Source organism: Vibrio sp. 1F255, from assembly GCF_041439145.1.
Taxonomy (GTDB): Bacteria; Pseudomonadota; Gammaproteobacteria; order Enterobacterales; family Vibrionaceae; genus Vibrio; species Vibrio crassostreae_C.
Genome location: NZ_JBGONQ010000024.1, coordinates 42,049 through 58,014 on the forward strand (window position 1 = coordinate 42,049; position 15,966 = coordinate 58,014).

Genomic DNA, 15,966 nt, shown 5'->3' on the forward strand with positions numbered 1-15,966 from the left:
TGTTGTAATTGTTTTCTCTTTGCCTCAGCCCGCTGCAGAAATATCGTATTTCTTCATCTTGTGATTGAGTGTACTTAACGGGAGCGATAGTTGTTCAGCCGCTCGTTTCGTGTGCCAATTACAAGAGTTTAAGCAGTCGATAATCACAGTTCGTTCATATTGACTGACGACCTCTTTTAGGCCAACTGCGACATCGTCATCTCCTAGAGGTTCAGGTTCGAACGTGGTTTGAATTGCCGATGTAGTTGGAGCAACAACTTGACGGTGTTCTACCTCTTCAGGGATCTGTTCACCAAACTCAATCTGAGTAATAGTTTCGAAATCTGATAATAAAACCGATCGCTCAATGATGTTTTTAAGCTCACGCACGTTACCGGGGTAGGTATAAGTAAGTAGTTGGTTTCTCACATTAGCACTCAATCCCGGTGATTGAGGCAAGCCTAACATCGTCGTGGTGTGCTGAACAAAGTGCTCGGCAAGTGGGATAATGTCCGCTTGTCTGGATCTCAGTGGTGGTAAGGTGATGGGAAATACGTTCAAGCGGTAGAACAAATCGGCCCTAAAGCCTCCGTCTTTAATCTGTTGCATTAAGTTACAGTGTGTCGCAGCAATGACTCTAACATCCACTTCAATCTCTCTGCTGGCGCCTACAGGGCGAACTTTACGTTCTTGTAGCACACGTAGCAGTTTAGCTTGAAGTAGCATTGGCATATCGCCAATTTCATCTAGGAATAGGGTACCACCGTTTGCTGCTTCAAATAAGCCAACTTTGTCCTTGTCTGCACCGGTAAATGAGCCCTTTCTGTGCCCGAAAAGTTCGGATTCCAGAAGTTGTTCAGGAATTGCGGCACAGTTCTGAACGATTAATGCTTGGTCAGAACGATTCGAGTTTTCGTGAATGTATTTTGCAATGACTTCTTTACCCGCACCCGTCTCGCCTCTAAGTAAGACGTCGACAGGCAGAGAGAGCACCTTATCAAGTCGGCTCAATACATTGACCATCTCTTCACTTTCAGCGATCGGACCTTGATAGGTTTTCTTTGTCCGCTTTTTTAGCTGAGTATTTTCACGGACCAATGCTTGGTTATCGGCGCTTAAACTCTTAATCACTTGTCCATATTGCTCTAACCAAATGGCATGGCGAATATTACTTGCCGCCATTCGGCAAAACTCGGTAAGTGCGGTTTCGTTATCGATAACGCTTAAATCGAGCAAAACCAATAATCCAATGGTTTTGCCTTCATCATCAATCAATGGCCAAGCAAGTAAGTTGTTGCTTTTTAGACCTAACGTTTGCTCGGTTTGATAGATGCCTTCGCAGTCATAACCATTGTAAGTGTATAGCTCATTGATCAAGACAACTTCGCCGTTACGTACGGCGAAGTTGAATGGGTCGGCTTCACTTACTGTGTCTAACTGCAGAGGCTCCCAAGGATGTGAGGCAATGACTTTTTCATGGTGGTGTGCGGTGCTCGGAATCAAGGCTTGACCGGTTTGGTCAAGCACGTAAATGATGCCATGTTTCGCGAAAGTCATTTGCCTTGCTGCTGTGAGAACGGCATCCAAAGTTTGAGCTAACTGGCTGCGATCAGCCAGAGATTGGCTGATCGCAAGTAGGGCGTTACTAAGCTCACTATGGTTAGCTGAACGCATAGGTTAGAGTTCCTTGCTCGTCCACAGAAACTTCAATTTGAGTATGTGAATCATCCTTGTCATTCACCAGTAGTTGAGTCGAAAGCTGCGGCAATAGTTGACGGTTAATAACGGCATCAATATTTCGAGCTCCCGTCTCTGCAAGGCGGCAGTTGCCTAATACGAATTCCACTAAGTTATCACCATAGCAAAGTGCCAGTTTGTGGTGGCTTTGTAGGCGCTCAGACACTTTCTTCAGTTTATGATGGATGATATCAGTCATTGCTGCGTCTGAAAGTGGAAGGAATGGCAACACGGACATACGAGCCAACAAGGCTGGCTTGAAGTGTTGATTCAACGTTGGGCGAATGGCTTCAGCGACGATATTGGCATCAATGTCTTTCGCTTGGTGAACTAAAGACTCAATCTCATGAGTCGCAAGGTTACTTGTCATGATGATGAGTGTATTTTTGAAGTCGATGGTACGACCTTCGCCATCATTTAGCGTGCCTTTGTCGAACACTTGGTAGAACAGGTTGAGTACTTCTGGATCTGCTTTTTCAACTTCATCTAAAAGAACAACAGAGTAAGGGCGCTGACGAACTGCTTCGGTCAGCATACCGCCTTCACCAAAACCAACATAGCCAGGAGGAGAACCAATAAGACGAGAAACCGTGTGTTTCTCTTGGAACTCAGACATGTTGATGGTTGTCATGAAGCGTTCACCACCAAACATCTGATCAGCGATAGCGCGAGCGGTTTCTGTTTTACCTACACCACTTGGGCCAACCAATAAGAAAACACCCGTTGGTGCTTCTGGGTTACCTAATCCCGCTTTTGCGGTTTGAATACCTTCAGCAAGCGCATCAATGGCAAATTCTTGGCCTTTAATGTTTTGGATTAGGTTTTGTTTCAAGTTTAAGGTTGCTTGCGACTCATCTTGAAGCATCTTACCAATAGGGATGCCTGTCCAATCAGAAATTACATGACTAATTTCGTCGGGACCCACTTCATAGTGAACGAGTGGATTGGTACCGCGCACGTTATCTAAACGTTCGTTACAAGATTGAATAGCTTCGCGAGTCTGCTCTTCAGAATATTCATGACAATTTGGTTTGTCACTTGTTAGTGCGTCATCATCTTGAACCGTATTGTCAGCTATAGGAGCGCTGTCTTCTTCAGTCGAAGGAGTCGTAAGGCTATAAAGATGGCTACGCAGTTCAATGATTTCTTGAATAAGAGATTGTTCTTTCTTCCATTGAACTTGAAGGGTAGCTTGTTCTTCGGTGGCCTTTTCAATCTTCTCTTTTAGATCAGGAATTAAAGCGGCGCTGTGTTTGTCACCGGTTTGCTGCAGTTGGTCACGCTCAAGAGCTTCGAGCTCGCGATTCGCAGCTGCAATTTCTTGATGTAATGTTTCAACAGGTGCCGGTGTTGCATTAAGACTAATATTGACGCGAGCACAAGCCGTATCTAACACGTCGATTGCTTTATCTGGCAGTTGGCGTCCAGTGATGTAACGATCAGCTAAGTTTGCTGCGGCAGTGATTGCGTCGTCACGTACGTATACGTTATGTGACTTTTCATAGGCTGGTCTTAAGCCTCGGATGATCAATGCGGCTTGACTAGCCGATGGCTCATCGAGTTTTACTAGTTGGAAACGGCGCGCCAGAGCTGGATCTTTTTCGAAATATTTCTTGTATTCAGACCATGTGGTGGCAGCAATTGTTTTTACTTCACCACGTGCTAGAGCGGGTTTAAGTAGGTTGGCAGCATCGCTGCCTCCAGCTTGATTGCCTCCCCCAACTAGCGTGTGAGCTTCATCTATAAATAAAATGATTGGAGTCGGTGAATTCTTCACTTCATCTAGTACTGCGTTAAGGCGTTTTTCAAACTCACCTTTTACACTCGCTCCTGCTTGAAGTAAGCCCATGTCTAGGCCGTATAGTTCAACACCTTTGAGGCAGTCTGGAACATCTCCTTCGGTAATTTTTAATGCAAGACCCTCTACCACCGCTGTTTTACCAACTCCCGGCTCACCTACGGCGATTGGGTTATTTTTTCTGCGTCGCGCCAATATGTCGATTATTTGTCGGATTTCCTGATCACGGCAGAATACTGGGTCGATCTCGCCCTTTCTTGCTTTGCCGGTAAAGTCGGTGGTGAATTTACTTAATGCCGAACCATCTTCACGTGTGTCGGTTTTTTCTGATGTCGTTGCTAAAGATTCTAGAGAGTTTGTTGTGAGTTCAGAAAAGTTACGCTTTAAGGTATCTGGGTTTACACCGTCTAAGATTGAAGCGTAGCCGTGCTGACCATAGCGTAGTGGGTTACTCACGAGTGTAAGAAGTAGGGCGCCAGAGCGAATCTGAGTTTCGGATAGATCTAAAGATGAGACCAACCAACTTTCTTGAAGCCATTCGATTAAAAGCGAAGAAAAAACGGGCTTGCTGCCGTTGCCTGTTGTGTTGGTATCTAAAGTCGAACGAATGGATTGCCTTAAAATGGTCTCTGAGCAATCGAAATGACTTAATAAGATATCAAAATCACTATTTGGCCTTTCTAATAAGCTTAATAGATAGTGTTCAATTTGCACTTCATTGGCTTTTTCCGATACGGCTAATGCAGCGGCGTCCTCTAAAGCGACTTTTACAATAGGGTGCAGACGTTGTATTAAAGAGGAAAGGTTTATATTTATCATTTTAGTTCTATTAGTTATGTATATGGGATGCAGCAATTATACTAAAATTGATAACTGGTTTTTTATTCGGTGATGAATTTACTATTGTTTATTGGTTACTTTTATTGTTTGTTTTGGCTTTTTATCTGACTAATATTCAAAATCCCGTTCAAAATAATAAATAGTCTAGGCGTTATGATTTAATTGCTAGTTTTTTTGACTTTATTTCTAATCTTCGAGATGGTTATTTTGCCTTTGTTTTTTAAATTCAATTTATTAGTATCCACGTTCAATAAATCGTTTTTCTAAACAACAAATTGTTGTTAAATATAATATTTATAACGGATAATTTATTGTAACTATCTGTATTTATTGGTTTTATAAAGTTGGCATGATGTTTGTATTGGCTTAATCAGTCGCGGTGATAAGCGATTTGGTGAATTAATGAATTATAAATTTTAAAAAGGAAATATCGATGCCAACTCCAGCATATATGTCTATCAATGGTGAAACTCAAGGTCACATTACTAAAGATACTTACTCTGCAGATTCTGTAGGTAACACTTGGCAAGAAGCTCACGTTGATGAGTTCCTAGTTCAAGAACTTGATCACGTACTAACAGTTCCACGTGACCCACAAAGTGGTCAGCCAACAGGTCAACGTGTTCACCGTCCGGTAGTAGTAACTAAAGTACAAGACCGTTGTTCACCTCTGTTATTCAACGCATTAGTGTCTGGCGAAAAGCTTCCTGAGTGTGTAATCCGTTTTTACCGTACTTCAGTACAAGGTAAGCAAGAGCACTACTACTCAATCAAGTTAATTGATGCACTACTAGTAGATATTCAAACTCGTATGAATCACTGTCAAGACGCTGCAACTTCAGATCGTGTAACTGAAGAAGTACTTAAGCTGACTTACCGTGCAATCGAAGTTACTCACGAAAACTGTGGTACTGCTGGTAATGATGACTGGCGTGCTCCACGCGAAGCTTAATCGCTTTTCGTGAAAAACAAAGGGTCAACAACTGCTGTTGGCCCTATTTCTATTATTAGTATCAGGTAAAAGATATGGTGAATGACGTAGAATTTAAGTTTGAACTGCAAGGCTCTGAGCATGATTTTCGTGTGGAGAGCTTTCAGGTAATCGAAGAGCTTTCAAAGCCTTTTCAAATCAGCCTATCATTACTTTCACTTGATCCTGATATCTCATTTGATGCACTTATCCGTAAACCAGGTAGCTTGACTCTATATGGCCAAGGTGTCAGTTCAGCGAGATGCTTTCACGGCGTAGTTAATGAAGTTCGTTACCTTGGATCGGGTAGGAGATTCTCCCGTTACCAACTGACTCTTGTTCCGCAAGCTTGGTTTTTGAGCCAAAGACAAGACTGCCGAATATTTCAACAAAAATCAGCGTCGGCGATCATCTCTGAAGTTTTAGATGATGCGTCAGTAACTGATTATCGATTAGAGCTGTCAGGCGTATATCCTTCAAAAGAATACGTGCTCCAATATCGAGAGACAGACCTAGAGTTTGTTCAACGAATTTTGGCTGAGCATGGTATGTGGTACTACTTTGAGCATACAGAAGCTAACCACACAATGGTTATTGTCGACAGTAATGATGCAATCGCTGAGTTATTGAGCTCACCACTTAACGGGTCTTATTTGGGTCCTATTGTTTATCATGCTGATGGTGGTGGTGTTGCAGATCGCGAGCATATCTCTGATCTTGAACTTGTGAATCGAGTGAAAACCGGCCACGTTACTTACACTGACTATAACTACGAGTTTCCGAAGATCCCTCAGGAAATGAGCAGCTCCGGCGAACTCGATTTAGACCTTAAATTGTTCGATTTCCCAGGGCGTTACGTTGATCCAATGATGGGTCAAGTAAGATCAAATGAATGGATGTCTGAATATGTTGTTGATAATCAGCAAGTGGAGGCGACCAGTAATGTCATGAGGCTGGCGTCTGGATACAGTTTTAGTATCAGTGAGCATCCACGTTCAGCAATCAACCGTGATTATCTCATGTTATCGGTAATGCATAGTGGCCATGACCCTCAGGTTCATGAAGATGAAACTAATGGTCTGCCAACTACATATCACAATCAGTTTGCGTGCATTCCTAGGAATGTTGAGTTTAGAGCTCCAAAACTTGAGGCTCCTTTGGTTGAAGGTACACAAACAGCGGTCGTTGTGGGGCCTGCAGGCGAAGAAATCTATACTGATAAGCTTGGACGAATCAAAGTTCAGTTCCATTGGGACCGTTATGGCGAGAGCGATGAGCATTCCAGTTGTTGGATTCGAGTGAGTCAATCAATGGCAGCACCGACTTGGGGGGCGGTATACCTACCTCGCATCGGTCATGAGGTGGTTGTTACCTTCCTAGAGGGAGACCCTGATAGGCCTTTAGTTACTGGTGCAGTTTATAACGGACTTCATTATCCTCCTTATTCGTTACCAGAGAACAAAACGCGTACAACTTTCAGAACTCAAACGCATAAAGGGACAGGCTATAACGAGTTGAGCTTTGAAGACGAAGCTAACCAAGAAGAAGTCTACATTCATGCGCAAAAGGACATGTCGACTAAGGTTTTGAATAACCGCTACCGCGACATAGGCCAAGATGAGTTTTTAAAGGTTGCACGCCATCAGACAAATGATGTTCACGGTGATCACAAAGAGACCATTGACGGACACAAGACCACCCAAGTTAACAGTACGTTTACTGAAACTGTCGAACAAGATGTATCCGTTACTTACAATGCCAATGAGACTCAATATGTTAAGAATAACTCTGATCTAGAAATTGGAGACAATCAAATTACCAAGATTGGTAAGAATGATGACTTGGATGTGGGCGAAAACAGCAACTTAACGGTAGGTGCTTCAAAAAGTTCTGACATTGGAGCTGATGATAACCAAACGGTTGGTGGCAACTTAACGGTTTCTGTTAAAGGAAATACTTCATACAAAGCCGATGGTGCGACCCAGATCATAAGCGGTGACAAGATAGTACTGAAAACGGGTGGGTCTTCATTAGTGATGAATAGTGATGGTTCTATCAAGTTGTCCGGTTCTTCAATAACCATTGAAGGAAGCGATAAAGTTGTAGTCAAAGGTGGAAACGTAGCGATCAATTAATGATGGAAAAACAAACCCAAATTATCCAAACCATCACCGAACAGCAAGCCGAATCAACGGCTTGCTTTTCGCGTTTTGGAACAATTGTATCGATTAACGAATCTAAAAGTGGTGTTCGTGTCGATTTCGAAGGAAACCCGTTGCAGCAGCCAATTAATGCGAGGTTGGGGAGAGGGTTTAAATTAGCTGAGTTGCAACTTGCTATTGATAACAACCTTTCATGTCGTATCGAGTTTCTTAATAACGACTTTAACCTTCCTTTAGTCACAGATATCTTTTTCTCCATTGTTGATGACTCGGATGAGTTTGTACTGAGAGCCAAGAAAATGGTTATTGAAACGGAACAAGAGTTAATTGTGAGAAGTGGCGAAACAGAGACTCGTTACAGCGGCCGTGATGGCCGAATTACCACCAAAGCCAAATATGTGACTTCTCAAGCTGAGAAGGCTCAAAAAATTCAAGGCGGCACCATAGCGATCAATTGATCGTGTTACTAGATTGGATTCACGGATGCGTCAAAAAATAGGTATAGATCAACTAAACCAGCCGATTACTAATGAAGATGTGGAACTGGCCATCGCTAATGCGGAAATTACGCTCACTTTATTGAACGAGCTTCCTATCAAATGGCTGGATATGTGTAATGAAAAGCTGTCACTGGCTTCGGAGACATTCGGTTTCTTGTTAAAGCAACGCTTACAAGTACATAAAAGGGGATACCCAAGCGTTAAACTGGAGTATTTAGCGCTGGCTGAGCGTCAGATTGAAGACCTAAAAAATGTTTATTTGTCTTTCTATCGATTGGCTCCGGGATTGATTCATCAATTAAAGCAGAGCGAACCAACCATTTATGCTTGGCTCATGTTGAATTCTGAAATTGGACAAGAGCACGAAAACCTACTTTGTGGTTTATCGATACTTGATGATTTGGATTACCAAACCGCAAAATTGCTAGTTGTTCAGTCATCATTATCAGACATCGACTCTGTGATCATCGGAATGGTTGAAGGTGGTTGTAAGCTTCCCTTACTTTTCCTTGAAAGCATACAGTTACGTCAGAGTATTACTGTCGGTTTATTAAAACGTTGGCTCAAAGATAAACGATTTTCCGATCATAAAACGCATTCGTTTTTATCTTTACAAAATGATTCAGAGAGCGTCATTTGGTTAGTTGAAAATACTGCGGGCAGTCAGAATTTGTTTGAACGATTACTTGCGAAGGAAGACAGGAATACATGGTTTCGTAAGGAGTTCGGTGTATCCGTCGATGGTGTCTTTGATCCTGAAGTCATTACTTTTGCCAAACTTTTAGAACTCAAAGAGTTTTCCAAGTTTGATACGAGCGGTGCGCTGGCGCCAATTGAGTTTGTTTTACATGGCCTGAATGAGCACGTTCCTGAAATAGTTGAATTGATGTTAAGCCTTGATGAGTTCGATGGCGAGCAATGGGTTCAGGCGCTCTATATTGTCTATGGACAACGTATGCCAGTGACACCAGAAAATTTTGGCCTCGACTTTGAGTGGCACGAAATACTCATAAAGTTAACAGAGTGGGTTGAAAGTGGTGCTTACATACAAGTATCACCAAGTCGAATGGGGCAACCTTTGACCTTAGAAACCAGTATACAAGCCATGTTCGATACTCAGGTTAGTACCGTATTTAGGGTTTGGATTTGGCGACAGGTTTGTCTTCACACTCGATCATACATTCCTTGGGATTTTACTATGCCTGCTCATCAACAAAACTGGAATATCACACGATTAACTCAGAATTCAACAGCCTCAGAAAGGTTTAATCTAAGGAATAATAATGCAGTTGTGGGATATTGAGAACCATCCAGAACTTTCAATCAAAGGCCGTTTTCAACGGGACCATAATGGCAATGAGGTGTGGGTTGTCGTTGGAAAACGCTCATGGCAACTCGTAGGTTCTGTTTGGAAGGAGCAAGAAGAGGCAGAGATCTATGACGATCCTGTCTATCTGGGTGAAGCAGGGCTTTCCGCGATGAAAGCTGACCAAGAGTTCTCAGTTGTTAAAACCAACACAGATGTACTGATTTTCGGTAAGGCCCGAAGCTACGCGAAAAAGGCAGTTACGTACCATGAGTGTCGGCTTTTGATTGATGGCCATATCGACAAAACCATATCGGTACTTGGTGATAGGCAATGGATTGAGCACGGAGGTAGCGTAACGCTAAGTAAACCACTCCCATTTGTGGAAAAAGAGATGGACTTCTCCTGTGCTATCGGAGGCGATTTAAGAAACCGGCTCGGCGGAGGTATTGCTGATACTAAAGGGGAACTATTGAAACAGAAGGTTCCTTCGGTTTTTTATCCTACGGAAGATTGGAGTGCGACACCCAAGAATACACGGGTTGCTGGATTTGGCCCGTTAGCCCCATTTTTCGGGGCTCGTCAGCAATATGCTGGCACTTTTGATGACGATTGGCTAGAGAATAGGAAACCTCTTTATCCCGTAGACTTTGACCAGCGTTTTTATCAGAGTGCGCCACTAGACCAACAATGCAAAGGCTTCATATCTGGCGGTGAACGATTGATGATGAGTGGCTTTTGCCATAATGATGCACTCTCTTTCCGTTTCCCCAAAGAGATGTATGTAGCAGAAGCTCAATTTAAAAATGCCAACTATCAAGTAGATATGCCTATTTCTACGGTTTTCATTGATACAGAGGCTCGCATACTTTCAATCAGTTACAGCGCTGCCTTTCCATGTCAAGGCGAGGAGCATCTTTTAGTGTCAACGAAGATCCATAAAAAACAGGAGTTGTCGGATAATGAATAACAATTCAGCACGATTCGTTATTGGTATGGAAGCCATGACACCAACGGGCATGAATCTTGATATTGCCACAACAGTTGCCAAAGCGGATTTGGGAAGGTTCGATCAGCAAGTGGCCGGTGATGGGATAGAAAGATTCACGTACGCTAGTATTGAATACATTTCCAGTACATCATTGTTTGACAAGTGTTCGGTGCTTATTGAGAGCTTGATCGACTCTCTTTTAAAGCAGTTACCTACATCATTAAAGCCTATTCCGTTACTCGTCAATGTACCGGGCTCTATTTCTGCTGTGGAGATGAGTCAGTGGTTAAGTGAATGTAAGCATTGTGATTCAATATCACGTTATGAAGTGGTTCAACAAAGTGGACCATCATACTTGACCACATCATTGGCTAAGTTGAACCAATTCGATGCAATAATGAGTATCTCAGTAGATTCACTTGTTGATGATCTCAGTGACTTAATCGAATCTGGAGATGTCATGAGTTCAACTAATCCATGGGGCATAATACCGAGTGAGGGCGGGGCGGGTTTACTGTTATGTCGGAATAACTTGGTGCAAACGTTAAAGCTTAAACCCAAAGCAAAGTTAGGTTATTTCGAAGTAGAACCTGCAAATACAACGCGAAGGTCAGTAATGAAGCTCGTCAGGAATGCGAGTCGCAATATCAAGAGTTTTGGGCCTGTATTCTCTGATATGACTAATCTGAGGTCTCATACTGAAGATTATGGGTTCGCGTTAGGTGCACGCGCCGAATGTTTTGATAACCCACAGCAGCCCACTTTAATTAATGATTTATGGGGTACATTGGGTAGTTGTTCTGCATTGGCATTAATGGCCTGCACTATCCAAGAGGTAACGCATAATAGCCCTGTAACCCTGTTAATGTTTGATGTTAAAGGAGAAAGGGCGTTGCTCCAACTCACTTGTATGAAACAGACCTGACTGCATAGCCGTGATACGAAACGCTTATATTATAATCATTATCACACGACAATTATCTGAAAGGCGATTCAGTAGACAAAGTTAGTCTTAGCGTTTATTTAGATCCACCTTATTCATCAAGCCGCTTTAGTTGCTGCACCGCTCTATCTCTAAATTTGTAACACCTTGATGAAACTGATGTGTATTTTTATCATCGTAATTAAGTATAGCGTTGTACATTCCAATGACGAACTCAAGCTTAGGAGCGGGCTTGATGGTTTTATGATAAGTGAGCAGTATTTCAGTGCTTTACCATACTCACTTGATATCGAACTATTCCTAATTCCTATTTGGTGAATCCACTTCCCAAACACCTATTCCAATTATAGAGATAATCAATATTATTTCTGAACATTACTCAGATAAACGAACAATTCGTTTTTATTAGAATGAACTAAAAATGTGACTCAGTTAACAATGTATGTTTAGTTCGTTATTTACGTGGATAAGTACCCTAATTTTTAGCCAAAAATAGTTAGTTAAAGCGTTTGTCGTAATGTTCGGTTGTTTAGTAATAATAACTGAATTAATAGTCTTACCGATGGTTTTAAATACTGCTATTGAAAAGGGTATTGGACAGTAATTATTATCCAGCATTAATTTATTTCGTTTGATAAAGAGTTTAGCGTGCCAGAAAAGCAAGGGACAGCCAAAGGTTATCTAGATAAGTTGGTTGTGAAAGCGATCGAAAAGAAAAATCAGCAAGCTCAGAATATGGCTAATAAAAATAAGCCCAAGCTAGAGTATGTGATTTTCTCCCAATTTGACGTGTTAGATACATTACCTTCAAAAAATGGCAAAACGACTGTTTATCACCTGGCCAAGAAAGGGAACCCTGAAAAACAGGTTTGCTGTAAGGTTTTAAATGAAGGTTCATCTGAACTTGCGAATGAATTAATCATTAATGAAGCCAGTCGTCTTGAGATGTCTCAACATCCGAGTGTTGCTGATTTCATTAAAATAGGCAAAGAGTTCGATCGACCATACTTTATGTATCAGTGGATTCAGGGCGAATCTTTGGCTGAAAAAATGGCTCGTCATACTCCTAAAGGTTTTAGGCATGATCATATTGCGTGGCTGATATATCAATTATCTGGTGCGCTTGAGTTTATGCACACGAGAGGTGTCTGCCATTTAGATATTAAACCTTCAAACATTATTGTTACAGAGTCCGATTATGTAAAGTTGATCGACTTTGGTGCTGCTCGTTATGTTGGTGAATCTAATACTTACGCAGAAGCAAGCATGAGCTATGCGTCTCCTGCATTTATAAAGTCTGGCGTGGCTCAACCTCAAGATGACGTCTATTCATTGGCGTTATTAACTGGGCATCTATTTCTTGGTGCTGCATTTGGTGATGCTTGGACAACTCAATTACAAGCAAAAAAACGACCAGGTTTAATCCCTAACCATGTATGGAAGTTAATTAAAGATGTTGTCAACAACCCTCGACAGCACAGGTATACAGCGACTTCGTTTGCGCAGCAACTAGCTAAGATCGATACCCAAAAATTTGGTGCTGATGTAAGTGCTCCCTTATTTAGTAGTTTACGGAATGCTGATCTCGTTCTAACCAAACATCGAACTATTGACAGAATTCAAAGTGGTCGACTCCGATACTTAGAAGCGAGTTTGGTTCTGTGTGTCGTAATTATCACTGGCACATATTTATATAACCAAGGTCAGCCTGAATGGAAATCGATTGTTAAATCTACCAGCAGTTCAAGTAGCCTTGTGAGCACGATTAAACCTGCACAAACCGCGTCTTTTTTAGCGCAGTCTCCATGGGATATTGAATTCGCGTTACAAGATATGGAAAAAGATGTCGTCTCGACAGCTCCTTACCGAGAAGCTTATGAAGTCCAACAGAGCAAATTAGCTAAGTTGTATAAAAACTATGAATCGGACTTGAATGAATATGAAGGGGCGGTCGATCTACTTCCTAAAACTCTGATGTCGATCCGGCATGATCTCGTTGTTTTGCGAGAAAAACTGAACAGTGACGGCTCTCTATTTCCTTATGCAGATAAAGCGCTGACGGAAACGATGGCAAGTCTGAATAAGGCGACCATCAATTCACAAAATATTGCCGCCTTTGGTGGGAATCAAGAACAGCGTTTAGTCGAACTCATCTTAGATGGGAAATCAGATGTTGCAGACAGTGATATTGAAACTGCTTGGAAAGTAAACCAGTCAAGAGCCTACTTTTATAGTCATGTATTACCGCGAAAAGTGCTCAGCGGAATAGATGCCTCGATAGAGAAAAATGCAAAGCAGCATTATTACACCAAAGCAATTCTTGAGGCAGAAGCTGCGCAATCATTTTTTGGTAACACGCCAAAATTGAAAGCTAAAGTAAGAGCTCTAAAAGTAGCAAGAAGCGAATTTATCTTGTTCAGTACTGTAACTGAACAATCAGTATTTGGCCGACAGAAACTTCACGACTCGTTAGCTGATCTAGAGACTAATGCCCCTAAGAAATTCAGCGAAATAACGGAAATTCTTAATAGTATGGCAAGTGATTCTATAGACAAAAGTCATCAACTATCTAAACCAGCGCGAGGTGCTATAGCAATCGAGCGAGCAATTAGAAATTACAATTCTGAAAGCAGAGGTTAACTTGAGTCTGATCGATACTGAAACGCTATTAGCACCAATATCTGAACACTCACCAACTGGTGAGGATGCTAGGTACGAGTTTTGCTATGAAATGATGGAAGCCGAAGTGAAAAAATTTGGTTCATTATTTGGTGAGACTGTTGACTGGCATATAGTAAAAGTCCATTCGATTGAAGTGCTAAGTCAGCATAGTAAGGATCTTAAAGCGCTTTGTTATCTGATCCGTTCTTTGGTAGAGGACAAAGGCGAGATAGGGCTTGAGGAAGGATTATCTTTGCTCAATGACTCAATCAGTCGTTTTGGTCATGAGTTATACCCTAAACGTAAAAGAGGTAGAGATGGGGCTGTTGAGTGGCTCAATCATCAATTCAAACTCGTCGCGACTAAATTGTCTGCAGAATCCCTTGACTGGGAAGTTCTATCTCGATGTATCACACTAACTGAAGGTATCCAGCGTCAGTTTGACGAGATATTTCAAGACTCTGATGTAGACTTTTTCGAATTAAAAAGTCATTTGAATCAACTAATGCAGAACCCATCTTTAAATGAAGAAACGTTGGTTGAACACAGTTTGGCTGATTCCGAACCGCTCATTGATGTTGTTGCACTGTCCGAGAAAGCGATCGTTCCACAAAGCCACGAAGCTGACAGTCCGAAGACGCACACCACGCCTAATCAGAAACGAAGTAAACCTCGAGAGCACAGCACTGTATACGTTGACACAGATTTTTCATCTCCGGCTGCATCAAAGCGTACGTTAAAAAAAGTGTCTGAGATCATGGTGCATTCAAATCCGACTGAACCTTTAGGATATCGGATTTACCGTCACCTGACATGGGCCGACGTTGATGGTTTACCTGATCACAAAGACAATCTAACGCCTCTTAGCCTCGCTGTGTCATCAGACCAGCAGGCGGAATATCGAGATAAAGCAAATCAAGAAAGTGATATCGATACGATCAAGCGTTTAGAGCGAACACTTACTGATGCGCCATTTTGGCTGACTGGGCATTATTTCGTTTATTCAATGTTAGACAATCTTGGGTATGACGAAGCTGCGTTGGCTGTAAAGCAAGAAACAAAGAGATTTGTCGATTCTTTTGAGGGAATTGAGAACCTCTCTTTCAAAAATTCTATTCCATTTGCGGATGAAGCAACGATTACTTGGTTGTCTACAGGTAACGCTTGTCCTTCGGGTAAGTCGTCAATAATTCAAACTATTGTTGTAGCTGAAGATGATCTATCTGAGATGGAGGATATTGCCCTAGGTGACTTGGGTAAATATGTGGCTGAACTGTCAAACAAACTCGAGTTGGATAACTCCGGTCGTGGACAATTCATGTTGCACTTAAAGTTAGTGAAAGCCTACCAAAGTGTTGGTTTATACCCTTTGTGCTTGCCTTACTTGGAACAAAGTTGGGCGGTGGCTAAGGAACTAAATCTATCAATTTGGGAACCCCATTTGTTTTTTTCTTTAGAAAATCTAATTCAAAAAACTCTAAAGGAACTATATCGAACTAAGGATTTTTTACCTGTGAGATATAGCGAATGGGAAACAATTTATGACCAGCAATAAACTAGAAAGGACTAATTATGTCACGTGATGGCTCGGTGGCTCCGAAAGAGCGAATTAATATACGTTATGTTCCAGCAACAGGCGATGCGTCTGATGATGTTGAACTGCCCCTAAGTATGATGGTTGTCGGTGACTTCACTGCTCGTGCAGATGAAACTCCGATCGAAGAGCGTAATCCGATTAATATCGATAAAGATAACTTTAACGAAGTATTAGAAGGTTACGCACCGAATATCAAAGCAAATGTTGAAAACCGTCTTTCTGATGAAGAAGGTGCGCAAATTGGCGTTGATATTACATTCAAAAATATGAAGGACTTTACTCCAGAGTCGATTGCGAAGAGCGTTCCTGAGCTGAATGGTTTACTAGAACTTCGTGAAGCCTTGGTTGCATTGAAAGGCCCTCTAGGGAATGTACCTGCTTTCCGTAAGAAGATTGCAGCAGTTCTTCAAGATGAAGAAGCAAGAAAGAAACTTTTGGATGAACTAAGTATTGGTGCAGACCAAGGCGAAAAAGCAGAGTAA

At 41.9% G+C, this 15,966-nt stretch carries 10 protein-coding genes and 2 pseudogenes; 9 read left to right on the forward strand and 3 right to left on the reverse strand.

What is annotated here, in order from left to right:
• Positions 1-24 precede the first annotated feature (24 nt).
• The 3 genes and pseudogenes from ACED41_RS14120 to tssH all read right to left on the reverse strand — a co-directional run.
• Positions 25-189 (reverse strand): annotated as a pseudogene (locus ACED41_RS14120) (helix-turn-helix domain-containing protein); the annotation flags it as partial.
• Between the two features lie 83 nt (positions 190-272).
• Positions 273-1,653 (reverse strand): annotated as a pseudogene (locus tag ACED41_RS14125) (sigma 54-interacting transcriptional regulator); the annotation flags it as partial.
• On the reverse strand, positions 1,640-4,333 hold the full coding sequence (tssH, locus tag ACED41_RS14130; RefSeq protein WP_102333576.1) for a type VI secretion system ATPase TssH: 2,694 nt from the start codon (positions 4,331-4,333) through the stop codon (positions 1,640-1,642). The gene tssH and the pseudogene ACED41_RS14125, both read right to left, overlap by 14 nt.
• Before the next feature lie 454 nt (positions 4,334-4,787).
• On the opposite strand from tssH, the gene ACED41_RS14135 reads away from it, so the two are divergent.
• The 9 genes from ACED41_RS14135 to tssB all read left to right on the forward strand — a co-directional run bounded on the left by ACED41_RS14135 (position 4,788) and on the right by tssB (position 15,966).
• On the forward strand, positions 4,788-5,306 hold the full coding sequence (locus ACED41_RS14135) for an Hcp family type VI secretion system effector (protein WP_012600867.1): 519 nt from the start codon (positions 4,788-4,790) through the stop codon (positions 5,304-5,306).
• Positions 5,307-5,380: 74 nt separating this feature from the next.
• Complete coding sequence (gene tssI, locus ACED41_RS14140; RefSeq protein WP_371725152.1) at positions 5,381-7,459, forward strand: type VI secretion system tip protein TssI/VgrG; 2,079 nt, start codon at positions 5,381-5,383, stop codon at positions 7,457-7,459.
• A complete protein-coding gene (locus ACED41_RS14145) occupies positions 7,459-7,944 on the forward strand; it encodes a hypothetical protein (protein ID WP_371725153.1) in 486 nt (161 codons plus the stop codon). Before tssI ends, ACED41_RS14145 begins: the two co-directional genes overlap by 1 nt.
• A gap of 25 nt (positions 7,945-7,969) precedes the next feature.
• Entirely contained in the window at positions 7,970-9,289 is a 1,320-nt protein-coding gene (locus ACED41_RS14150; protein ID WP_102333579.1) for a hypothetical protein, read from the forward strand.
• Positions 9,270-10,262 (forward strand): DUF2169 domain-containing protein, encoded by a 993-nt coding sequence (locus ACED41_RS14155; protein WP_102333580.1) that lies wholly within the window; start codon positions 9,270-9,272, stop codon positions 10,260-10,262. Before ACED41_RS14150 ends, ACED41_RS14155 begins: the two co-directional genes overlap by 20 nt.
• Positions 10,255-11,208, forward strand: a complete 954-nt coding sequence (locus ACED41_RS14160) for a hypothetical protein (RefSeq protein ID WP_102333581.1) — start codon at positions 10,255-10,257, stop codon at positions 11,206-11,208. The genes ACED41_RS14155 and ACED41_RS14160 overlap by 8 nt, the downstream gene beginning before the upstream one ends.
• A gap of 666 nt (positions 11,209-11,874) precedes the next feature.
• On the forward strand, positions 11,875-13,866 hold the full coding sequence (locus tag ACED41_RS14165) for a protein kinase (RefSeq protein WP_102333582.1): 1,992 nt from the start codon (positions 11,875-11,877) through the stop codon (positions 13,864-13,866).
• 1 nt (position 13,867) lies between these two features.
• Positions 13,868-15,442 carry a type VI secretion system protein TssA gene (gene tssA / locus ACED41_RS14170; RefSeq protein ID WP_371725154.1) on the forward strand — a complete coding sequence of 525 codons (1,575 nt, stop codon included), beginning with the start codon at positions 13,868-13,870 and terminating at the stop codon, positions 15,440-15,442.
• Between the two features lie 17 nt (positions 15,443-15,459).
• Complete coding sequence (gene tssB / locus ACED41_RS14175) at positions 15,460-15,966, forward strand: type VI secretion system contractile sheath small subunit (RefSeq protein ID WP_017064520.1); 507 nt, start codon at positions 15,460-15,462, stop codon at positions 15,964-15,966.